Here is a 22,119-nt window from a genome sequence, read left to right on the forward strand (position 1 = left end):
CGCGGCTTCCCTTCGTTCGCGACTGCGGGGCTCGCAGGCTCACTCCTCGCGCTCACTGTCCCTCGCGCAGCCAACGGGCGGCCCGCGCGGCCCGCGCCCGTACGTCGTCCAGGTCGTTGCCGAGCACTGTGACGTGCCCGATCTTGCGGCCCGGCCGCACCTGCTTGCCGTACAGGTGGACCTTGGCGCCCGGCTCGGCGGCGAAGAGGTGGTGCAGCCGCTCGTCGATGGAGATGCCGCCCGGCTCGCCGCCGAGCACGTTCGCCATCACCACCACCGGCGCGGTCAGCGAGGTGTCCCCCATCGGGTAGTCGAGCACGGCCCGCAGGTGCTGCTCGAACTGCGAGGTGCGGGCGCCCTCGATGGTCCAGTGCCCCGAGTTGTGCGGCCGCATGGCCAGCTCGTTGACGACCAGGCCGGCATCGGTCTGGAACAGCTCCACCGCCAGCAGGCCGACCACGCCGAGCGCGGTGGCCAGGTCGATGGCGAGCTGCTGGGCGGCGAGCGCCAGCTCCTCCGGCAGGTCGGGAGCGGGGGCGAGCACCTCGACGCAGATCCCGTCCCGCTGCACGGTCTCCACCACCGGGTACGCGGCGACCTGCCCGAACGGCGAGCGAGCCACCTGCACGGCCAGCTCCCGACGCAGCGCCACCCGCTCCTCGACGATCAGCGAGGTGCCGCCGGCGAGCAGCGTCGTGGCCAGCTCGGCGGCCCGGGTCGGGTCGTCGACCATCCAGACGCCCCGCCCGTCGTAGCCGCCGCGGGCGGCCTTCAGCACCACCGGCCAGCCGTTCTCCTCGCCGAAGGCGACCAGGTCGGCGGGCTCGGCGACCGGCCGCCAGGCCGGGTTCGGAGCGCCCAGCGCACCGAGGCGCTCCCGCATGATCCGCTTGTCCTGCGCGTGCAGCAGCGCGTCGGCGGCCGGGAAGAGCTTCACGCCCTCGGCGGCGAGGGCGCGGATGTGCTCGGTGGGCACGTGCTCGTGGTCGAAGGTGACCACGTCGCAGCCCTTGGCGAAGGTGCGCAGCGCGGAGAGGTCGGTGTGGTCGCCGTACTGGACGTCGGAGGCGACCAGGGCGGCGCCGTCGTCCGGGGCGAGCGCCAGCACACGCAGTGACTGGCCGAGGGCGATGGCGGCCTGGTGGGTCATCCGGGCCAGCTGGCCTCCGCCCACCATGCCGACGACGGGCAGACCGGTACGGGAATCCATAGCGCCGCCAGCCTATCCGGGCCGCCGGCGATCATCACCGCGAGGGGCGCCGGCCCGCCGGGTCAACTCCGGGCGTCAGCCGAGCTCGGCGACCAGGTCGTCGACCGAGGTCACCGGCCGCTGGCAGACGAAACCCCGACAGACGTACGCGGTCGGGCGCCCGTCGACCAGCGGCCGGTCCGCGAGCAGCGGCACCCCCGGCTGGTCGGGCCGGCCCGCCACCACCACCGCGCCGGGCGGGGCGTGCCGCACGGCGGCGGCCACCAGCGGATCACCCACCGCGTCGTCGGTGGCCACCGCGATCTCGTACGGCCCGGAGAGCAGCGCCTCCCCCACCGTCGCCGCGTAGCCGGTGAAGCGGGCGTGCCGCCCGACGATCGGCGCGACGGTGGCCAGCGCCGCCTCGGCGGCCTCCCGGTACCGGCTCTCCCCGGTCAGCGCCGCGTACGCCACCAGCGCCGCCACGATCGCCGAGCGCCCCGACGGGGTGGCGTTGTCGGTCGGGTCGGCCGGCCGGGCGACCAGCTGCTCGGCGTCGTCGGCGGTGTCGTAGAAGCCGCCGCCCGGGGCGGCGAACCGGGCCAGGGCCACGTCGAGCAGCCCGCCGGCCAGCTCCAGCCAGCGCCCCTCGCCGGTGAGCTGATGCATCGCGCAGAACGCCTCGGCCACGCAGCCGTAGTCCTCCAGCACGCCGGCCGGCTCGCCGACCACCTTGTCCCGGGACGCCCGGCGCAGCCGCCCGTCCACGATGTGCACGGCGGCCAGGTGCTCGGCGGCGTCGCGCATCGCGCCGTCGACGACGATGGTGACGCCCTCCATCAGGTTGGCGTCCTCGTCGTCCGGCGAGGCGTAGAGGGCGGCGACCCGGAGGAACTCGGCGATGGCGGTGATCGCCAGGCCGTTCCAGGCGGCCACCACCTTGTCGTCGCGGGCCGGCTGTGGGCGGGTGTCCCGGGCGACGAGCAGCCGACCGACGACGTCCCGCCAGCGGGCCCGGATCTCCGGGTCGGCGTCGTCGACGTCCCGGGCCAACCGCAGCACGCTCGTGCCGTGCTCGAAGGTGCCCTCGGCGGTGACCTCGAAGAGGTCGGCGGCCCAGCGGCCGTCCGCCTCGCCGAGCGCCTCGACGAGCTGGGCCGGGGTCCAGGCATAGGTGAGCCCCTCGACGCCCTCGGTGTCGGCGTCCAGCGCGGAGGCGAAGCCCTCCCCCGCCCGGTGCAGCTCGTCGGCGAGGAACCGGGCGGTGTCCCGGGCCACCCGCCGGGCCATCCGGTCGCCGGTGAGCCGCCAGAGCTCGGCGTAGAACCGCAACAGCAGGGCGTTGTCGTAGAGCATCTTCTCGAAGTGCGGCACGGTCCAGTGCGCGTCCACGGAATAGCGGGCGAAGCCGCCGGCGAGCTGGTCGTGGATGCCGCCCCGGGCCATCGCCTCGGCGGTGTGCCGGGCGATCTCCAGGCTGCGCGGCGAGCCGGTGCGCTGGTGGTGCCGGAGCAGGAAGAGCAGGTTCATGTGCGGCGGGAACTTCGGCGCCCCGCCGAAGCCGCCGTTCGTCGCGTCGTACTCACGGGAGAGCTGGTCGGCGGCGGAGTCCAGCAGCTCGGCGGTGAGCGGGGCGGTCGGGCCGCCGACGGCCTGGGCGCCGCCGATCGCCTCGACCACGGCGGCACCCTGGCGCAGCACCGCCTCACGCTGGTCGCGCCACGCGGTGGCGACCGACTCGAGCAGCCGGACGAAGTTCGCCCGGGGGAAGTACGTACCGCAGAAGAACGGGGTGCCGTCGGGGGTGGCGAAGACCGTCATCGGCCAACCGCCCTGCCCAGTCATCGCCTGGGTGGCGGTCATGTAGACCGCGTCGACGTCCGGCCGCTCCTCCCGGTCCACCTTGATCGCCACGAAGTCGTCGTTGACCAGCGCGCCGACCTGCTCGTTCTCGAACGACTCGTGGGCCATCACGTGACACCAGTGGCAGGCCGCGTAGCCCACCGAGATCAGCACCGGCACATCCCGCCGCTTCGCCTCCGCGAACGCCTCGGCGCTCCAGGGCCACCAGTCGACCGGGTTGTCGGCGTGCTGGAGCAGGTACGGCGAGGTCGCGTCGGCGAGTCGGTTCACCCGACGACCATATCCAGCCCGGCGGGCCCACGCCGGTCGGACCGGCGGCAATCACGGGGCCTTCCGTAGTTCACTTTCATCTATTTATATCTGTGCATGCCGGCGATCGTCGCCGGCCTCGCGAGGAGGCACGCATGCGCGGATCCCGACGTCTGTCCGTACTCACCTCGGTCGCGGTGCTCGCGGTCGTCCTCACCGGACAACCCGCGGCCGCCGCCGTGGACCCTGCCACCCGGATCTCCGGCACCACGGCCGTCGGCACCCACAACGCGTACGAGCGCGGCACCTACACCTACCTGGCGCAGGCGCTCGACGCCCGGCCCGGGATGATCGAGCTGGACGTCTGGCCGGACGTGATCACGCGCCAGTGGCGGGTCAGCCACTCCAACCCGCTCGGCAACGACAACAACTGCGTCGCCGCCACCAGCGCCGCGCAGCTCTACACCGGCACTCGCAACAAGAACCTCGAACACTGCCTGGACGACATCCGGCTCTGGCTGGGCGCCCACCCCGACGCCGGGCCGGTACAGCTCAAGCTGGAGCTGAAGACCGGCTTCAGCGCCCGTACCGGGCAGGGGCCGGTCCAGCTCGACGCGCTGCTCGCCGCCCGGCTCGGCGACCGGGTCTTCCGCCCGGTCGACCTGCGCGGCGGGTACGCCTCACTGGACGCCGCCGCCCGGGCCGACGCCTGGCCGACCCGCCAGCAGCTCGCCGGCAAGGTGCTGGTGGAGCTGATCCCGGGCACCGTGGAGGAGGGCAATCCCACCGACACGCTCCGCACCGATGTCGAGTACGCCCGTCACCTCGCCGGCCTGGCGTCGGCCGGCACCCTCGCCCGGGCCCAGGCGTTCCCCGCCGTGCACAACGCCCAGGCCGGCGACCCGCGCACCCGCTACACCGAGGTGGGCCTGCGGCCGTGGTTCGTCGTCTTCGACGGCGACGCGAGCGCGTACGTCGGCGGCGGCATCGACACCTCCTGGTACGCCACCAACCACTACCTGCTGGTGATGACCGACGCGCAGAACGTGCCGCCGAAGGTGGGGAACACCGACCCGGACGCCGCCCGGGCCCGGGTCGCCCAACTGGCGGCGGCGCACGCCAGCATCGTCTCCGCCGACTGGGCGGCGCTGCCGACCGTCGTCGGCGAGGTCCTCCCCCGCGCCTGACCCGCGCACCGTTTGCGGCGTGTCGGGGTGTCCCGCCGCCCGGACACCCCGACACGCCGCATCTCGCGAGCGGGGGCGCGCGCGGGCGCCGCGGGACCGGGCGGAGGAGGGCACCGCGGGGGCGGGTGAAGAGGGGCTGGCGTCAGGAGGCGCCGTCGGCGCGCAGCGGGAAGACGTTCGACTCGGCCGACTCGCGCAGCGTGCCGAGCACCGCGCCGATCTTGTCGGCCGGCATCGGCTTGAAGAAGTGGTAGCCCTGGGCGGAGGTGCAGCCCAGCTCGGCCAGGGCGAGCCGCTGCTCGGCGGTCTCCACCCCCTCCGCGACCACCCGCAGCCCCAGCTCGTGGGCGAGCCCGACGGTGGTCCGGACGATCGCCGCGGCCTCCGGCGACTCGGCCATCCGGATCACGAACGAGCGGTCCACCTTGAGCTCGTCGACCGCGATCCGGGTCAGGAAGGTCAGCGACGAGAAACCGGTGCCGAAGTCGTCGACGGCGAGCTGCACGCCCATCGCGCGGACCGTGGCCAGCACCTCGTCGATCACCTCCAGCTCGCTCATCACCACGGTCTCGGTGATCTCCAGGACCAACCGGTGCGGCGGCACCTGGTGTCGGCGCAGCGCGTCGGCGATCTCGGCCGGCAGCCGGGGGTCGAGCAGGCTACGGGCCGAGAGGTTCACCGAGATCGGCACGTCCAGGCCCTCCCGGGCCCAGTCGGCCGCCACCGCGAGCGCCTTGTCCAGCACGTACCGGGTGAAGGCGCCGAGCTGCTCGCTGTTCTCCACCGGGCGGATGAAGTCGACCGGGCCGAGCCAGCCGCGGCGCGGGTGCCGCCAGCGGATCAGCGCCTCCACCCCGGTCGGGGCGCCGGTGGCCAGGTCGACCGCCGGTTGCAGGGCCAGCACCAACTGGTCGTCAACCTGCAACGCCTCCCGCAGCTCCGCCAACAGCGCCAGCTGGTCGGTGCTCGCGGCGTCCCGGGCGCTGTCGTACGCGGCGACGCTGCCGCCGCCCTCCTTGGCCTGGTACATGGCGATGTCGGCCCGGCGCAGCAGCTCGGTCAGGTCGGCGGTGCCCGCCCCGGCCACCACCACCCCCACCGACACCTCGACGGACATCCGCACCCCGGCCACCTCGGTCGGCGCGGCCAGCCGCTCGGCGATCTCCCGGGCCTGGCGCAGCGCGTACGCCATCGGGGCGGACCGGTCGCCGATCACCGGGACCGACGTCAGCAGCAGGGCGAACTCGTCCCCGCCGAGACGCCCCAGCAGGTCGCCCGGGCGGGCGAGGGTGCCGAGCCGGTTGGCGGTGAGCCGCAGCAGCTGGTCGCCGGCCGCGTGCCCGAGGGTGTCGTTGACCTCTTTGAACTGGTTGATGTCCAGCAGCAGCAGCGCCACCGGGTGGTCGTGGGCGAGCTGCCGCAGCGCCTGGTCGCCCTTGCTGAGCATGGCCGCCCGGTTCACCAGCCCGGTCAGCGCGTCGTGCACCGCCTCGTACGACGACCGCGCGCTGACCAGCCGCAGTTCGCGGTGGGTGGCCGCGTCGTGCAGCGCGGCGGCGAGGGCGTCGGAGAAGGCGGCCACGGCGTCCCGCTCCCGGGCGCTCGGGGGCGCGGTGGCGGGGAAGCGGACCCGCAGCTCGCCGACCTCGACGTCACCGACGGTCAGCGAGCGGGCCAGCTCGTGCTCCGCGGTGGTCGGCCGGGCGGGCGGCCCGACCTCGCGGTCGCGCACCTGGCCGGAGGCGTCCCCCCGGTACCGGCGCCAGCGGCCGTCGCCCCGGGCCACGTCGACGTCGACCAGCTCCGCGCCGAAGAGGGTCAGCGCGCCGGTCACCGCGGCGGTGGCCACCCCGCGCTCGTCGAGCTGGTTGAGCGCGGCGGTCGCCTCCGCGAAGGCCCGCCAGTCCCGCCGTTCCTGATCGGCGCGGAGCCGGTGCCGGTAGGTCTGCTGGAGCAGCCAGAGCAGGGGCGGGAGCAGCAACAGCCAGCGGGCGTCGATCTCCACCAGGGCGACCACGACCAGGCCGACCGCGACGTTGCCGACGAACATCAGCAGCTTGCCCCGGAGCGCGGCGAGCACCGGCGGGCCGATGGCGACGCCGTGCCGCAGCGCCAGGGTGGCGCCGCCGAGGCAGGCGGTGGTGAGCAGGTAGGTCACCGAGCCGGCGATCAGGGCGAGGGCGAGCCCGGGGGTGGGCGCGGCCAGCAGCGGCGCGCCGAGCGCGGTGGCGACCGCGACGGCGAGCGCGGTGGCGGCGGTCAATGAGGCGGCGATCCGCAGCACCTCGAGTGGGGGCCGCCGGTCGACGGCCAGGGACATCCCCGTCCAGGCCAGGCCGGTGCCGAGCAGCGCCGCGGCCGGCAGCCACCCGGCCGGTACGAGATAGAGGCAGACGATCAGCGCGGCCTCGCCCCAGGTGATGCTGACCATGCCGGTGGCGGTGCGGAACCGCAGCCGGGCCAGTTGGGCGACCGCGAACGCGGCGAGGGCGATGCCGAACCGCGCGGCGGCGGGAAGAGCATCGTCCGGCGGCAGCGTGACGGGAACGGTCAGGCCGATCAGAACCGCCGTGAAGGCGGTCAGCGTGACGGCGGTGATCAGCAGGAGCACCCGTGGCGGCGTGCCGCCCGGATCGGGCCGGTCGACGTGGTCGCCGGCCCGGCCGGACGTCACCGGCCCGCTCCGTCCGCCGGCACACGGGGGATGCCCGGGACGGACGCTGCTGCGACGGTCATGGCGCCCCCTCCCGCGCACGGCTCAGGGACTTTTCGGTCCCCCCGGCGGAAGGCTAAGCCAATCCGGGTGGTCGCAACAGGGGCTGACGACCCGGATCGGCGTGAATCACGCTCCGACTAGCCGTTTCGGTCCTGCTGGGGGCCATTGGGGGTGTCGGTGCGTGATTCCTGCGTCGAGGTCCCGCCCGCCGGATCGGTGGCCGACGTGTCGGCCTGCCCCTGGGTGGGGAACCGGTCGGGCAGCCGGCGCAGCCGAGCGTTCATGTTGCGGATCAGCAGAATGGTGGCGGCGGCCAGGAGCAGGATGAGGAAGAGGCCCATCGGCCCGGCCAGACCACCCGTGCGGGTGTCACCGAAGTTGTTCTCCGCGAGCACCTGGGCAGCGGCGGTCAGCATGGTGTTTCTCCGATGTGCGGTGGGGTTTCAGCGTAGCTCCCCACCCGGTCAGCGGGCATGGGCCGTCTCGCGCACCCCGGCGAAGAGGTCCGACTCGGGCAGCGGGCTGTCGACCAGCGAGCGGACCAGCTGGAAGTCCTCCGTGGGCCAGGCGTGCCGCTGCAGCTCCATCGGCACGTGGAACCAGAAGCCGTCCGGGTCGATCTGGGTGGCGTGGGCGCGCAGCGCGTCGTCGCGGACCGGGAAGTAGTCGGCGCACTCCACCCGGGTGGTGATCCGCGGGCCCTTGTCGGGACGGTCGTCCCAGCGCTTGAGCCACTCCTCGTAGGGGGAGGCCAGGCCGGCGGCGAGCATGCCCTCGTGCAGCGCCATGATCTTGCCCTTGGAGAAGCCGATGTCGTAGTAGAGCTTCAGCGGCTGCCAGGGCTCGCCGAGCTCCGGGTAGCGCTCCGGGTCGCCGGCCGCCTCGAAGGCGGCCACGCTCACCTTGTGGGTCATGATGTGGTCGGGGTGCGGGTAGCCGCCCTCCTCGTCGTACGTGGTGACGACGTGCGGACGGAACTCGCGCATCAGCCGCACCAGCGGACCCGCGGCGACCTCGACGTCCTCCAGGGCGAAGCAGCCCTCGGGCAGCGGCGGCAGCGGGTCGCCCTCGGGCAGCCCCGAGTCGACGAAGCCGAGCCAGGCCTGCTCGACGCCGAGGATCGCCCGGGCGGCGTCCATCTCGGCGCGGCGGATCTCGCCGATGTTGGCCCAGACGTCGGGCCGGTCCATCTTCGGGTTGAGCACGCTGCCGCGCTCGCCGCCGGTGCACGTCACGACCAGGACGTCGACACCCTCCGCGACGTACTTCGCCATGGTCGCGGCGCCCTTGCTCGACTCGTCGTCGGGGTGCGCGTGCACCGCCATGAGACGCAGTTGCTCTGCCACTGTGGGCGCTCCTCGTCTGTGCCGGCCGACGGCCCACCCCGGGCCGCCCGGCTGACCTGCCGGAATCCTCCCCCGTGCCGGACCCTGCCGGCGCCGACCTGTCATCCTTGACGGCAGGACGGGCTTGGGAGCGTGGAACTCTCCCATTCTTGCCGATGGTTCCGACAACAACGCCAGGAGATACCCGCCGGTGACCGAGACGCACGCCACAATCACCCCGGGCGCGCCCGCGTTCCCGCCCGGGCGGTACGGCCGCCGCCGCGAGCCGGGCCGCCGCCGGCCGCTGCTGGTCTGGGTGCTGGCGGCCGCCCTGGTCGCCGGGCTGGCCCTGGTCGCGACGCAGCTCTACGCCCGGTACGGCGACCCGGCGTACGACGCCGAGGTGATCACCTACACCGACGTCACCGACACCGGGGTGCGGGTCGACTTCCGGGTCACCCTGCCCGAGGGCGGCTCCGCGGTGTGCGTGCTGCGGGCCCGCTCCCACGACGGCGCCGAGGTGGGTCGGGACGAGGTCGCGGTGAGCGCGCGCCCCGGCGCGCGGCAGGCCACCGCCCAGCACCGGATCACCACCACCGCGCGGCCCTTCATCGGCGAGGTCGTCCGCTGCCGACCCGCCGGCTGACCTGCCGGCCGGGGACCACCAGTCGGGTACCGGCGCCGAGGGTGATCGACGACACCCGCGGGTGTGCTGCACTGGTAACTTGGTAACTCACCTGTCAGCCAGTTCCGCACGATCGAGGAGTACGCCTGTGTCCACCAATGACAACGAGGCGCCCGCCACCTGGCTGTCCCAGGACGCGTACGACCGCCTGAAGGCCGAGCTCGACCAGCACATCGCCAACCGGCCGGTCATCGCCGCCGAGATCAACGCCCGGCGCGAGGAGGGCGACCTGCGGGAGAACGGTGGCTACCACGCCGCCCGCGAGGAGCAGGGCAAGGCCGAGGGGCGCATCCTCTACCTCAAGGAGCTGCTGCGCACCGCCAAGGTCGGCGAGGCGCCGACCGCCGACTCGGTGTCGCCCGGCATGGTCGTGACGATCTACTTCGACGACGACCAGGACGACACCGAGACGTTCCTGCTCGGCTCGCGGGAGATCGCCTCCACCACCGACCTGACGGTCTACAGCCCGGAGTCGGCGCTCGGCAAGGCGATCCTGGGCGGTCGCCCCGGCCAGACCTGCACCTACACGGCGCCGAGCGGCGCCGACATCAAGGTGACCGTGGTCAGCTTCGAGCCGTTCTCCGGCTGAGTCCGGCCCCGCCGGGTCCGCGCGACCCGGCGGTTCCCCATCGCGTACGCCCCGAGGCGTGGCACCGTCGCCGGTGTCACGCCTCGGCCGCGAAGACCACCTGGTAGCCGCTGGCCCGCAGGGCGCTGATCAGCGTGTCGGAGTGCTCGACGCCCCGGGTCTCCACCGACAGCGCCACCTCGACCTCGCCGAGGCGCAGGTGCGGGTTGGCCCGCTGGTGCTCCACGTCGACCACGTTCGCCCGGTGCTCGGCGATCTCGGTGAGCAGCGAGGCGAGCTGACCGGGGCGGTCCGAGCAGCGCACCGTGACCCGCAGGTAGCGCCCGGCCGCGGCCAGGCCGTGCTCGATCACCCGCAGCATCAGCAGCGGGTCGATGTTGCCGCCGGAGAGCACCGCGACCACCGGCGCCTCCACCTCGACGACCCCGGCCAGCAGCGCGGCCACGCCCACCGCGCCGGCCGGCTCGACCACCTGCTTGCCGCGCTCCAGCAGCATCAGCAGCGCCCGGGAGATGTCCTCCTCGGAGACCGTGACGATCTCGTCGACCAGCTTGCGGACGTGGGTGAAGGTGATCTCGCCCGGCCGGCCGACCGCGATCCCGTCGGCGATGGTGGCGAAGGACGGCAGGCGTACCGGCTCGCCGGCGATCAGCGAGGGCGGGAAGGCCGCCGCGCTGGCCGCCTGCACCCCGACCACCCGTACGTCGGGGCGCAGCGCCTTGGCCGCCACCGCCATGCCCGAGATCAGGCCACCGCCGCCGACCCCGGTGATGATCGTCTTCACGTCGGGGCACTGTTCGAGGATCTCCAGCGCCACGGTGCCCTGACCGGCGATCACGTCGGGGTGGTCGAACGGGTGGATCAGCACCGCGCCGGTCCGCTCGGCGTAGGTCTGCGCCGCCACCAGGGACTCGTCGACGGTGCTGCCGACCAGTTCGATCTGCGCGCCGTACCCCTTGGTGGCGGCCACCTTCGGCAGCGGCGCGTTCACCGGCATGAACACGGTGGCGTGGGCGCCCACCAGGCCGGCGGCGAGGGCGACGCCCTGGGCGTGGTTGCCGGCGCTGGCCGCGACCACCCCCCGGGCGCGCTCCTCCTCGCTCAGCCGGGAGATCCGCACGTACGCGCCGCGCACCTTGTACGACCCGGCGCGCTGCACGTTCTCGCACTTCAGCCACGCCGGACCGCCCAGCTTGGCGCTCAGCGGCCGGGAGGGCTCCAGCGGGGTGGTGCGGGTGACGCCGGCGAGCAGTTCCCGCGCGGCCCGTACGTCGGCGAGACCGACCAGTTCCGTCATGCCCCGATCGTGCCACCCGCCACCGGGGGAACCTGCGGCGACGCCGGGGGCGTGTCGGCCGAGGCCTGCGGCGCGGGCGCGGCCACCGGCTGCGGCTGCGGCTGCGGCTGCGGCTGCGGCGGGGCGAACGTGCCGGACGCGCCGGCCGGCACGTTGGTCCCCGGGGCGAACCCGCCGGGCACCGGGGTCACCGGGGCGTACGGCCAGGCCGGGGTGGCGCGGGCGATCCGGTCCTGCTGGGCGGCGGAGATCTTCCGGATCAGCACGATGAACGACGCGGCGGCCACCACGCAGGCGATCGCCGGGATCGCGTTGCGGCCGAGGGCGCTCTGGTAGTAGTCCACGTACGCCTGATAGTCCGCGGGGTCGACGGCAGTCTCGGGGAGCTGGGCGTACTCGAGGTCGTTCTTGCGGCTGAACAGCCGCTCGCCGACGCTGAAGACCAGCCACGCCGCCCACCAGACGACGACCAGCCACGGGGTGCTCCGGCGCCAGAGGCTGTCCCGGGCGATGTTGGCCACCACCCGGACGGGCACCACGAAGTTCGCGAACGGCACCAGCCAGCCGGCGATCGCCCAACCCTGACCGAGGACGGGCAGCGCGCCGGGGAAGGCGTCGATGTTCTTGCGCGCCCGCCAGGTCCAGATGATGACCAGGACGGCGGCGGTCAGGTAGGCCACCACGAACGGCAGGCTCACCGCGACCTCGAACAGCAGGGCCCCGAAGAGCACCTCGCTGTCGCCGTCGCGCTCGGCCTGCCTCGCCAGCACGATCCCGGCCACCGGGGCGAGCGCGGACAGCAGGTAGAACGCGGCGGTCACGCCGACCGCGATCGAGGCGGCCAGGCCGATGCCGCGCACGGCGTGGGTCTCCAGCCCCGGCGTGACGGCCGGCTGGCCGAGGGGGGTGTAGCAGTTCTGGCACTCGTTGAAGCTCGGGGACGTGGCGTCCCCGCAGGTCTGGCAGAGCATGGGGACCGTCCAGGGGGTGCGGCGAGGGGGTGCGCGCACACGCTAGACGATCATGCGGCGGCCGGTGACCCCGTTCCGACCCGCGGATAGCCGGGGGCGTGCCGGGTCCACGGCGCCTGCATCTCGAACTGCCCGGCGACGGAGAGCAGCAGCAGCTCCGAGCCGGGCGGGCCGACCAGCTGCGCGGCGACGGGCAGGCCGTCCGGGCGTCGGCCGACCGGCACCACGATGGCCGGCAGGCCGGCGATGTTCCACGGCGCCGCGTACGGGGCGTACCGGATGTTGGCCTTCATGTTGGCCGCCCAGGACCGGCTGGACCAGGCGGCCGCCTCGGGCGGCGGGCCGGCCAGCGCCGGGGTGAGCAGCAGGTCCACCGAGTGGTCGGTGAAGAAGTTGATCGAGCGTTCGCGCCAGGCGGCCCGGTCGGCCTCCCGGACGTACCCGCGTCGCTGCGCCCACTCGCCGAGCGCGACGTGCCGGCGGCTGCGCCGCTGGAGGTCACGCCGGGCGATCCCGGCGGCGCGTACGTCGGCGGCGGCCGCGGCGAACCAGGTCGCGATGCCCTGGAGGCCGAGCGCGGTCGGGTAGACCGGGTCGGCGGGGACGGTGTCGTGGCCGGCGGCGGCGAGCAGCCGGCCGGCGGCGGCCACCGCGTCCCGGTTGGGGGCGTCCGGCGAGACGCCGCGCACCGGGGAGCGCAGCGAGACGCCGACCCGCAGCCGCGGCGGCGGGACCAGCTTGTCGGCCCGGCGCCCGGCGAGCACCTGGAAGCCGACCGCGGCGTCCGCCACCGTGGTGCTGAGCATGCCGTGCTCGGTGAGGCCGAACCAGTCCTCCGCGCCGAGCTGGGTGGGGATCACGCCCCGGCCCGGCTTCAGGCCGACCAGGCCGCAGCAGGCCGCCGGGATCCGGATCGAGCCGAGCCCGTCGTTGCCGTGCGCGATCGGCACCAGCCCGGCGGCCACCGCGGCGGCGGCGCCGCCGGAGGAGCCGCCGGGGGTGCGGCGGATGTCCCACGGGTTGCGGGTGATCCCGGACTCGTCGTCGGTGAGGGCCCAGAGGCCCAGCTCCGGCATCCGGGTCAATCCGAGGATCACCGCGCCGGCGCCGCGCAGCCGCCGGACCACCTCGTGGTCGGCCTCCGCGACGCCGGTACGCACGGCGGCCGAACCGTTCCAGGTGGGTACGCCGGCGACGGCGGTGTTCTCCTTGACCGCCACCGGCACCCCGGCCAGCGGGAGGTTGGCCAGGTCCTCCTGCTCGTCGACCTTCTCCGCCTCGGTGATCGCCTCCCCGCCGCGTACCGTGCGGAACGCGGCGAGGTCGGCGTCGACCCGGGCGATATGGTCCAGGTGGTCGGCGACGACCTGGGTGGCCGAGACGTCGCCCCGGCGTACGCCCCGGGCGATCTGCTTGGCGGTCGCTCCGACCCAGGTCGGCATGATGTCCTGCACGGCCACCCTCCCCAGCCAGCGGTCAGCCCAGCGCCTGCTCCAGATCGGCGAGCAGGTCGTCGACCGTCTCGATGCCGACAGACAGTCGCACGAGATCGCCGGGAACTTCAAGCGGCGAGCCGGCAGCACTTGCGTGTGTCATCCGGCCCGGGTGCTCGATCAGGGACTCCACACCACCGAGCGACTCGGCGAGCACGAAGAGCTTGGCCCGGTTGCAGATCTCCACGGCGTGCTCCTCGCCACCGGCGGCGCGGAAGGAGATCATGCCGCCGAACCGGCGCATCTGCTTCGCGGCCACCTCGTGACCGGCGTGCGAGGGCAGGCCCGGGTAGATCACCTCAGCGACCTTGGCGTGCCCGTCCAGGTACGCGGCGATCCGCTCGGCGTTGTCGCAGTGCCGGTCCATCCGTACCCCGAGGGTCTTGATGCCGCGCAGGGTCAGCCAGGCGTCGAAGGGCCCGTTGATCGCGCCCATCGCGTTCTGGTGGTAGCGCAGCTCGTCGCCGAGGCCGGCGTCGGCGGCGATCAGCGCGCCACCCACCACGTCGGAGTGTCCGCCGATGTACTTGGTGGTCGAGTGGACCACCACGTCCGCGCCGTGCGCGATCGGCTGCTGCAGGTACGGCGAGGCGAAGGTGTTGTCGACCGCCAGCAGCGCCCCGGCGTCGTGCGCGACGGCGGCCAGGGTGGCGATGTCGGCGATGCCGAGCAGCGGGTTGGTCGGCGTCTCCACCCAGACGATCTTCGTGGTGGCGCGCATGGCGGCCCGCACGGCGTCGGTGTCGGAGACCTTGGCCGGGGTGTAGTCCAGCCCCCAGCGCTCGGCGACCCGGGCGAAGAGCCGGTAGGTGCCGCCGTACGCGTCGTCCGGGATGACCACGTGGTCGCCCGGCTTGCAGACGGTGCGCAGCAGGGTGTCCTCGGCGGCCAGGCCGCTGGCGAAGGCGAGCGCCACCGGCCCGCCCTCCAGGGCGGCGAGGCACTCCTGGAGCGCGTCCCGGGTGGGGTTGCCGGAGCGGCTGTACTCGTAGCCGTGCCGAGGCGCGCCGACGGCGTCCTGGGCGTAGGTGCTGGTCTGGTAGATCGGTGGGATCACCGCGCCGGTGCGGGCCTCGGGGTCCTGGCCGGCGTGGATGGCGAGCGTCTCGAAGCCGTGACTCATTCCCGAGACGTTAGTCCGCCGGTCCGCCGGTGCGGGCGGAACCCGCCCGCGGGTCACGGCGGCGGCCTGTCGGACAGGTCCGCCATACTTGCTCGGTGACCCCGACCGTGATGCTGCCTTCGCGCCTGATCGGCGCGGCCGACCGCATCCCGGCCTCTCTCACGCTGCTCGACGGGCCCGAGCACGGCCGGGTCGCTCTGCCGGTACGGCTCGCCTGGTCGGGGCCGGTCGAGTTCGACGTCAGCGATCCCCGGGAACGGCTGACGCTCTACTGCCTTCTGCTCGACTGCGGGCAGCGCGACGACATCGTCCGGTACGTCAACGCCGAGCTGCTGCGTCGCGACTGGCCTCGGATCCGTCGGCTGACCGCCCGGCGGCTGGTCGCGCTCTGGGAGCGCCGGCTGCCCGATCTCTCCACCGCCTGATGGACGCCTTGCACCGCCAGCTCGTCGAGGTCGGCTTCAATGCCGGCGACGACCTTGGCCTGGTGCTGGCCGGCGGCTACGCCATGTGCGCGCACGGGCTGGTGAGCCGGCCGTCGCAGGACATCGATTTCGCCACGGCCACCGCGCTGCCGCTTCCGACGGTGGTCGACCGGCTCGCGGCGGCCTACACGGACGCCGGGTTCTCCGTACGCGTCATCGAGGCCACGCCACGGATGGCCCGACTCGTCATCTCGTCCGGCACGGCGGCGTGCGAGGTGGATCTGCTCAAGGAGGCGCTCGCACCGCCGGCCCGGTTGAGCATCGGTCCCGTTCTCGCCTTCGACGACGCCGTCGGGCTCAAGATGCGGGCGCTGCATGACCGGGCGGCGCATCGCGACTTCATCGACATCCATGCGGCGAACGCCCAACTCGGCTGGAAGGACCTGGAGGCTTTCGGCGCACGACACACGGCGGGGTTCTCGCTGGAGGAGCTGGCCGACCGGCTCGGCGCCATTGACGAACGCGATCCACGCGCCTTCCTGTCCTACGGGCTGAGCCAAGCGGACATCGATGAGCTGCGGAGCTGGGCCGGGCGGTGGGAGGCCGACATCCGACGGCGGCTGGCGAACGGGGAGACAGGGCCACAGGGCCCGCGGGACGACGAGTGGGACAGCTACCTCGACGAGCTGTGATCACCGTGCGAGCGGGCAGCGGCCGCCGGTACTAGCCTGGCCCGATGAGCGGGTGCGTGTTCTGCGGGATCGTCGCGGGCGAGGTGCCGGCGTTCCGGGTGGCCGACGAGCCGGACGGCGTCGCCTTCCTGGACACCCGGCCGGTCTTCAAGGGCCACGTGCTGGTGGTGCCCCGCACCCACCTGATCACCCTGACCGACGTGCCGGCCACGGCGCTGCCGGGCTACTTCGGCCTGGTCCAGCGGCTCGCGGTGGCGGTGGAGTCCGGTCTGGGGGCCGGTGGGACGTTCGTGGCGATGAACAACAAGGTGTCCCAGTCCGTCCCACATCTGCACACCCACGTGGTGCCCCGGACGAAGGGCGACGGCCTGCGCGGCTTCTTCTGGCCGCGCACCCGCTACGCCGACGACGCCGAGGCGCAGGGGTACGCCGACCGGGTCGCCGCCGCCCTCGCGCCCGCCGCTGCCTGATTCCGCCAGGCCCGGGTAAGGAACCGGGGCCCGGCGGTGTTGCAGGCGGGGAGAGGTACGAGAGGAGACCCACCGTGTTCCTTCGCCGTCTGAAGGCCGAACTGCCCACCCCCGACCAGGCCCTGCCGGGTCGCCCGATCGCGATGCCGATCGGTGACCGGCACGAGGTGCTGCCGTCGACGCTGAAGGGTCCGTTCCCGGAGGGTTCCCAGGTCGCCGTCTTCGGCATGGGCTGTTTCTGGGGTGCCGAGCGGCTGTTCTGGACCCTGCCCGGGGTGATCACCACCTCCGCCGGCTACGCGGGCGGCACCACGCCGAACCCGACGTACGAGGAGGTCTGCTCAGGGATGACCGGGCACGCCGAGGCGGTCCAGGTGGTCTACGACCCCGCGAAGATCAGCTACGAGGACCTGCTCAAGGTCTTCTGGGAGAACCACGACCCCACCCAGGGCATGCGCCAGGGCAACGACGTGGGCACCCAGTACCGCTCGGCGATCTACACCACCACCGACGAGCAGCGGGCGACCGCGGAGGCGTCCCGGGACGCGTTCGCGCCGATCGTGGCGCGGGCCGGCAAGGGCGAGATCACCACGGAGATCGCGCCACTGGGTAACTACTACTTCGCCGAGGACTACCACCAGCAGTACCTCGCCCCGACCAAGAACCCGAACGGGTACTGCAACCACGGCCCCAACGGGCTGAGCTGCCCGGTCGGCGTGGCCCGCACCGGGGGCTGATCGACCTGATGTCCGGTTCCGGGCCTGCGGTGTTTGTCACACCGCAGGCCCGGTCCGATTCGGGCACGCACCCGGCCGCCGGCAGGAAAGTCGGCGATGACCTCGGGTCCGCACACAAGCGGCGGGCATCTTAGCAAACACGTAACGCCATCGACATCGGCTCAACAGGCGAGCTGCAACAACCTCTGGCAGCATTCCCTGGCATGTGCGGACTGGCTGGGGAGTTCCGCCGTGACGGCTCACGGGCCGACGTCGCGGCGGTGGAGCGCATGGCGGCGACGATGAGCGACCGGGGCCCGGACGACAGCGGGGTCTGGTCGCAGGGGCCGGTCGCGCTCGGGCACCGACGCCTCAAGATCATCGACTTGTCGGCGGCGAGCGGGCAGCCGCTGGTCGATCCCGACTCGGGGCTCACCGGCGTCTTCAACGGATGCGTCTACAACTACCGCGAGCTGCGCGAGGAGTTGCAGGCCAAGGGGCACCGCTTCTTCTCCTCCGGCGACAGCGAGGTCGTCGTCAAGGCGTACGCCGAGTGGGGGCTCGACTTCGTCGACCACCTGATCGGCATGTTCGCCGTCGCGATCACCGAGCGGGACACCGGCCGGTTGGTGCTGGCCCGGGACCGGCTCGGCATCAAGCCGCTCTACCTGGCCGAGACGCCGGGCGTGGTGCGCTTCGCCAGCACCCTGCCGGCGCTGCTGGCCGGCGGCGGCGTGGACACCGCCATCGACCACGTGGCGCTCGCCCACTACCTGAGCTTCCACAGCATCGTGCCGCCGCCGCGGACCATCCTGCGCGGCGTCACCAAGCTGCCCCCGGCCACCGTCCGGGTCTACGAGCCCGACGGCCGTACCCACGAGCGGGTCTACTGGGACCCGTCCTTCACCCGGGCCTCCGAACGGGCCGACTGGTCCGAGCAGGACTGGCAGGACGCCCTGCTGGAGTCGCTGACCACCGCCGTGCGCCGCCGGATGGTCGCCGACGTGCCGGTCGGCGTGCTGCTCTCCGGCGGCCTGGACTCCAGCCTGGTGGTCGCGCTGCTGGCCGGCGAGGGGCAGTCCGGGCTGTCCACCTTCTCCATCGGCTTCGACTCCGTCGGCGGCCGGGAGGGCGACGAGTTCGTCTACTCCGATCTGATCGCGAAGACCTTCGACACCGACCACCACCAGCTCAAGGTGGCCGCCGGCGACCTGGTGCCGCCGCTGGAGGCGGCCGTCGCGGCGATGAGCGAGCCGATGGTCAGCCACGACTGCGTCGCCTTCTACCTGCTCAGCCAGGAGGTGTCGCGGCACGTCAAGGTGGTCCAGTCCGGGCAGGGCGCCGACGAGATCCTGGGCGGCTACCACTGGTACCCGCCGCTGGCCGGCATCGACCGGGAGCAGGCGCTCCAGACGTACGCGAAGGCGTTCTTCGACCGGGACGCGGCCGGCCTGGCGCGGGTGCTCAACCCGGACCGGCTGGCCGACGGCGACCCGGCGCGGGAGTTCGTGGCGGCGCACCTGGCCCGGCCGGGGGCGGAGACCGCGGTCGACGCCGGCCTGCGGATCGACACCCAGATCATGCTCACCGACGACCCGGTGAAGCGGGTGGACAACATGACCATGGCGCACGGGCTGGAGGCCCGGGTGCCGTTCCTCGACCACGAGTTCGTGGAGCTGGCCGCGAGCTGCCCGCCCGAGCTGAAGCTGGCCCAGGGCGGCAAGGGCGTACTCAAGGAGATCGGCCGCCGGGTCCTGCCGCACGAGGTGATCGACCGGCCCAAGGGCTACTTCCCGGTGCCGGGCCTCACCCACCTGGAGGGCAAGCTGCTCGACCGGGTACGCGACGCGCTCTCCGCGCCGGCCGCCCGCCGCCGCGACCTGTTCCGCGCCGACTACGTCGACGCGCTGCTCACCGACCCGAACGCCGAACTGACCCCGTTGAACGGAAACAAGCTGTGGCAGCTGGGACTCCTGGAAATGTGGCTCCAGAGCCACGGGATCGACTGACCATGACCGACACGGTGACGACCACCGACCGGGAACGGCTGCCGGGCCGACACCGGGAGCGGATCGGCCCCGGTGGCGATCCGATCGCGCCCGGCACGCCGGCACCGCGCCCGCGCAGCACCGACGAGGCCGGCGTGGTGCTGGACTGCGGCTGGGGGCGGCTGGTCTTCGGCCAGACCTTCACCGACCAGGCGGCGGTGGCGGACGTGCTGCGCTCCGAGGCGGCCGGCGCCCGGGACATCTGCATCTACCTGCGCGACCCGCACGTGCTGGTGTCCCGCCTCCCGGACGAGCTGTTCATCGACCCGTCGCTGACCTACCGGCTGCCGCTGGGCGAGCGGCGTCCGGCCGCCACCGACGGCGACGGCGAGGTCCCCTCCCTGGTGATCCGGCCGCTGCGCGACGCCGACGACGCGGACGCGGTCAACCGGATCTACGCCCGCAACGGCATGGTCACCGCGCCGGTCGACGTGCTGGTCGACAACGCCGGCACCGACCGCTTCCTGCACCTGGTCGCCGAGGACGCCACCGGCGAGATCGTCGGCACCATCACCGGCGTGGACCACGTGGCGCTCTTCGCCGACCCGGAGAACGGCGCCAGCCTCTGGTGCCTGACCGTCGACTTCAACACCGCGCCGCCCGGCACCGGCCAGGCGCTGCTGACCGGGCTGGCCGACCGGCTGGACGAGCGGGGCCGGGCCTTCGTCGACCTCTCCGTGCTCGCCGAGAACTCCGGCGCCATCCGGCTCTACGAGCGGCTCGGCTTCCATCGCACCGCCACGCTCTGCGTGAAGCGGAAGAACCCGATCAACGAGCGGCTCTTCCTGCCCGCCACCCCGGCCGGGTACGACGACCTCAACCCGTACGCGAAGATCGTCGCCGACGAGGCGATGCGGCGCGGCATCCGGGTGGAGGTCACCGACCCGCGCTGGGGGGAACTGCGGCTGACCAGCGGCGGCCGGACCATCCACACCCGCGAGTCGCTGTCCGAGCTGACCTCGGCGGTGGCGATGAGCCGCTGCGACGACAAGCGGGTCACCCGCCGGATCCTCAGCGAGGCGGGGCTGTCGGTGCCGCGCGGCCGGACCGCCACCGGCGGCCCGGACGACCTCGCCTTCCTCGCCGACGTCGGGCCGGTGGTGGTCAAGCCGGCGCGGGGCGAGCAGGGCAACGGCATCACCGTCGGGGTGCGCACCGCCGAGGCGCTGACCACGGCGGTCGAGCTGGCCCGGCGGTTCTGCCCGGACGTGCTGATCGAGGAGCTGCGCGACGGCGAGGACCTGCGGGTGATCGTGATCGACCACGAGGTGGTGGCCGCCGCCGTCCGCCGGCCGGCGCAGGTGACCGGCGACGGGGTGCACGACATCGCCGCGCTGATCGACCGGCAGAGCCGCCGCCGGGCCGCCGCCACCGGGGGCGAGTCCCGCATCCCGGTCGACGAGATGACCCGCGAGGTGGTCGCGGCGGCCGGGTACCGGATGGACGACGTGCTGCCCGAGGGCGAGGTGCTGGCCGTACGCCGGACCGCCAACCTGCACACCGGCGGCACCATCCACGACGTGACCGCCGAGCTGCACCCGGCGATCGCCGAGGCCTGCGTGGCGGCGAGCCGGGCGCTGGACATCCCGGTGACCGGGCTGGACCTGCTGGTGCCGGCGCCGGACCGGCCGGAGCACGTCTTCATCGAGGCCAACGAGCGGCCGGGGCTGGCCAACCACGAGCCGCAGCCGACCGCCGAGCGCTTCGTCGACCTGCTCTTCCCCGGCACCCGGGCCCCGCAGCGGCTCTGGAGCCCGGCCGGCCCGGGAGCCGCCGCGTGAGCCCGAAGCCACTGGAGATCGACCTGGACTACCTGCGCCAGGTGCTGCTGGAGCTGTTGGAGATCCCCAGCCCGTCGGGGCGTACCGACCACGTGCAGCAGTACGTCGGCGAGCGGCTCTCCGCGCTGGGCATCTCCTCCACGCTGACCCGGCGCGGGGCGCTGAGCGCCTGCCTGCCCGGCCCCCGCCAGACCGGTGCCGACCGGGCGATCGTGGTGCACACCGACACCATCGGCGGCATGGTGAAGCGGCTCAAGGAGAACGGCCGGCTGGAGCTGAAGACCATCGGCACGCACAGCGCCCGGTTCGCCGAGGGCGCGCACGTCCGGGTCTTCACCGACGACCTGGACCGGGTGATCACCGGCCAGGTGCTGCCGCTGAAGGCCAGCGGGCACCGCTACAACGACGACGTCGACGTGCAGGGCGTCGGCTGGGAGCACGTCGAGGTACGGCTCGACGAGCCGGTCGACGACATCGCCGGCCTGCGCGCGCTCGGCATCGACGCGGGCGACTTCGTGGCGTTCCTGCCCAACCCGACGATCACCCCCAGCGGGTACGTCAAGTCGCGGCACCTGGACGACAAGGCCGGCGTGGCCGCCGTACTCACCGCGTTCAAGGCGATGGTCGACGCCGGGATCACCCCGGCGGTCACCGCGCACCTGCTGGTCACCGTCACCGAGGAGATCGGCCACGGCGCCAGCCACGGCCTCGACCCGGACGTCGCCGAGATCGTCTCGGTGGACGCGGCGGTGGTCGCCCCCGGCCAGCAGTCCCGGGAGGACGCGGCCACCCTGGCGATGGGCGACGGGGTGGGCCCGTTCGACTACCACCTGACCCGCAACCTCGCCTCGATCGCCCGCGAGCACGGCGTCGACCTGGTCCGGGACGTCTTCGACTACTACCGCTCGGACGTGGCGGCGGCGGTCGAGGCCGGCGCGCACGCCCGGGTGGCCCTGCTCGGCTTCGGCGTGGACGCCACCCACGGCCACGAGCGCACCCACCTGGACGGGCTGCGCCACCTCACCCAGCTGCTCTGCCTCTACCTGCAGAGCGACCTGGTCTTCCCGGAGTGGGACGCCGAGCCCGAGGGCGACCTGGCCGACTTCCCGTCGCTGGCGGTGCAGCCGGCCAGCGAGGAGGGGCCGCGGGAGGGCCCGATCGGCATCGCCGACGCCTCCTGATCCCGCCCCGACCGGTGCCCGTCGGCGGGCGGGGCGGGCCCGACGCATTTCCGTCCGGGCTGTGATCGAAATCCGTTGCCGGTGCCCCGCGGGACTGGATAGCGTGGCCGTACACGGGA

General features: G+C 73.5%; 19 protein-coding genes. 10 read left to right on the top strand and 9 right to left on the bottom strand.

Going from position 1 to position 22,119, the window contains the following annotated elements; translation table 11 throughout:
• Window positions 1-52 precede the first annotated feature (52 nt).
• Together FHX75_RS11975 and FHX75_RS11980 are read right to left on the bottom strand one after the other, a co-directional pair.
• Window positions 53-1,210, bottom strand: a complete 1,158-nt coding sequence (locus FHX75_RS11975) for a 5-(carboxyamino)imidazole ribonucleotide synthase (RefSeq protein WP_154939407.1) — start codon at window positions 1,208-1,210, stop codon at window positions 53-55.
• Between the two features lie 75 nt (window positions 1,211-1,285).
• On the bottom strand, window positions 1,286-3,322 hold the full coding sequence (locus tag FHX75_RS11980) for a thioredoxin domain-containing protein (protein WP_154939409.1): 2,037 nt from the start codon (window positions 3,320-3,322) through the stop codon (window positions 1,286-1,288).
• Window positions 3,323-3,456: 134 nt separating this feature from the next.
• Here FHX75_RS11980 and FHX75_RS11985 point away from each other — a divergent pair, with 134 nt between their 5' ends.
• Window positions 3,457-4,488: a phosphatidylinositol-specific phospholipase C domain-containing protein gene (locus FHX75_RS11985; protein ID WP_154939411.1), complete on the top strand. Its 1,032-nt coding sequence runs from the start codon at window positions 3,457-3,459 to the stop codon at window positions 4,486-4,488.
• Between the two features lie 142 nt (window positions 4,489-4,630).
• Here the strand turns inward: FHX75_RS11985 and FHX75_RS11990 are convergent, their stop codons facing one another.
• The 3 genes from FHX75_RS11990 to mca form a co-directional block, all read right to left on the bottom strand.
• The gene (locus tag FHX75_RS11990) at window positions 4,631-7,093 is read right to left on the bottom strand and encodes a putative bifunctional diguanylate cyclase/phosphodiesterase (protein WP_425463509.1); all 2,463 of its coding nucleotides are present in this window, start codon (window positions 7,091-7,093) and stop codon (window positions 4,631-4,633) included.
• A 248-nt stretch (window positions 7,094-7,341) separates the two neighbouring features.
• Entirely contained in the window at window positions 7,342-7,620 is a 279-nt protein-coding gene (locus FHX75_RS11995) for a hypothetical protein (protein ID WP_154939415.1), read from the bottom strand.
• 48 nt (window positions 7,621-7,668) lie between these two features.
• Window positions 7,669-8,550, bottom strand: coding sequence for a mycothiol conjugate amidase Mca (gene mca, locus FHX75_RS12000; RefSeq protein ID WP_154939417.1), 882 nt, complete (start codon window positions 8,548-8,550; stop codon window positions 7,669-7,671).
• 190 nt (window positions 8,551-8,740) lie between these two features.
• Here mca and FHX75_RS12005 point away from each other — a divergent pair, with 190 nt between their 5' ends.
• Together FHX75_RS12005 and greA are read left to right on the top strand one after the other, a co-directional pair.
• Entirely contained in the window at window positions 8,741-9,175 is a 435-nt protein-coding gene (locus tag FHX75_RS12005) for a DUF4307 domain-containing protein (protein ID WP_154939419.1), read from the top strand.
• A 127-nt stretch (window positions 9,176-9,302) separates the two neighbouring features.
• On the top strand, window positions 9,303-9,803 hold the full coding sequence (gene greA, locus FHX75_RS12010) for a transcription elongation factor GreA (RefSeq protein ID WP_154939421.1): 501 nt from the start codon (window positions 9,303-9,305) through the stop codon (window positions 9,801-9,803).
• A 76-nt stretch (window positions 9,804-9,879) separates the two neighbouring features.
• Here greA and ilvA read toward each other — a convergent pair whose 3' ends face one another.
• Genes ilvA through FHX75_RS12030 form a run of 4 tightly spaced genes read right to left on the bottom strand, consistent with a single transcriptional unit; the run spans window position 9,880 to window position 14,687 of the window.
• Window positions 9,880-11,100, bottom strand: a complete 1,221-nt coding sequence (ilvA, locus tag FHX75_RS12015; RefSeq protein WP_154939423.1) for a threonine ammonia-lyase — start codon at window positions 11,098-11,100, stop codon at window positions 9,880-9,882.
• Complete coding sequence (locus FHX75_RS12020) at window positions 11,097-12,110, bottom strand: DUF4328 domain-containing protein (protein WP_246157977.1); 1,014 nt, start codon at window positions 12,108-12,110, stop codon at window positions 11,097-11,099. The genes ilvA and FHX75_RS12020 overlap by 4 nt, the downstream gene beginning before the upstream one ends.
• Before the next feature lie 11 nt (window positions 12,111-12,121).
• Window positions 12,122-13,531, bottom strand: coding sequence for an amidase (locus FHX75_RS12025; RefSeq protein ID WP_154939425.1), 1,410 nt, complete (start codon window positions 13,529-13,531; stop codon window positions 12,122-12,124).
• Window positions 13,532-13,547: 16 nt separating this feature from the next.
• Window positions 13,548-14,687, bottom strand: a complete 1,140-nt coding sequence (locus FHX75_RS12030) for a cystathionine gamma-synthase (RefSeq protein WP_154939427.1) — start codon at window positions 14,685-14,687, stop codon at window positions 13,548-13,550.
• Window positions 14,688-14,782: 95 nt separating this feature from the next.
• On the opposite strand from FHX75_RS12030, the gene FHX75_RS12035 reads away from it, so the two are divergent.
• The 7 genes from FHX75_RS12035 (at window position 14,783) to FHX75_RS12065 (ending at window position 22,000) form a co-directional block, all read left to right on the top strand.
• Complete coding sequence (locus FHX75_RS12035; protein WP_154939429.1) at window positions 14,783-15,112, top strand: hypothetical protein; 330 nt, start codon at window positions 14,783-14,785, stop codon at window positions 15,110-15,112.
• Window positions 15,112-15,804, top strand: coding sequence for a nucleotidyl transferase AbiEii/AbiGii toxin family protein (locus FHX75_RS12040; RefSeq protein ID WP_154939431.1), 693 nt, complete (start codon window positions 15,112-15,114; stop codon window positions 15,802-15,804). Before FHX75_RS12035 ends, FHX75_RS12040 begins: the two co-directional genes overlap by 1 nt.
• Before the next feature lie 44 nt (window positions 15,805-15,848).
• Window positions 15,849-16,274 carry an HIT family protein gene (locus tag FHX75_RS12045; protein ID WP_154939433.1) on the top strand — a complete coding sequence of 142 codons (426 nt, stop codon included), beginning with the start codon at window positions 15,849-15,851 and terminating at the stop codon, window positions 16,272-16,274.
• Between the two features lie 74 nt (window positions 16,275-16,348).
• A complete protein-coding gene (msrA, locus tag FHX75_RS12050; protein ID WP_154939435.1) occupies window positions 16,349-17,011 on the top strand; it encodes a peptide-methionine (S)-S-oxide reductase MsrA in 663 nt (220 codons plus the stop codon).
• 203 nt (window positions 17,012-17,214) lie between these two features.
• A complete protein-coding gene (locus FHX75_RS12055) occupies window positions 17,215-18,999 on the top strand; it encodes an N-acetylglutaminylglutamine amidotransferase (RefSeq protein WP_154939437.1) in 1,785 nt (594 codons plus the stop codon).
• Between the two features lie 2 nt (window positions 19,000-19,001).
• Window positions 19,002-20,819 carry an N-acetylglutaminylglutamine synthetase gene (gene ngg, locus FHX75_RS12060; protein ID WP_154939440.1) on the top strand — a complete coding sequence of 606 codons (1,818 nt, stop codon included), beginning with the start codon at window positions 19,002-19,004 and terminating at the stop codon, window positions 20,817-20,819.
• A complete protein-coding gene (locus FHX75_RS12065; protein WP_154939442.1) occupies window positions 20,816-22,000 on the top strand; it encodes an osmoprotectant NAGGN system M42 family peptidase in 1,185 nt (394 codons plus the stop codon). The genes ngg and FHX75_RS12065 overlap by 4 nt, the downstream gene beginning before the upstream one ends.
• The last annotated feature ends 119 nt before the right edge of the window (window positions 22,001-22,119 follow it).

It is taken from the genome of Micromonospora palomenae, assembly GCF_007829925.1.
Lineage (GTDB): Bacteria > Actinomycetota > Actinomycetes > Mycobacteriales > Micromonosporaceae > Micromonospora > Micromonospora purpureochromogenes.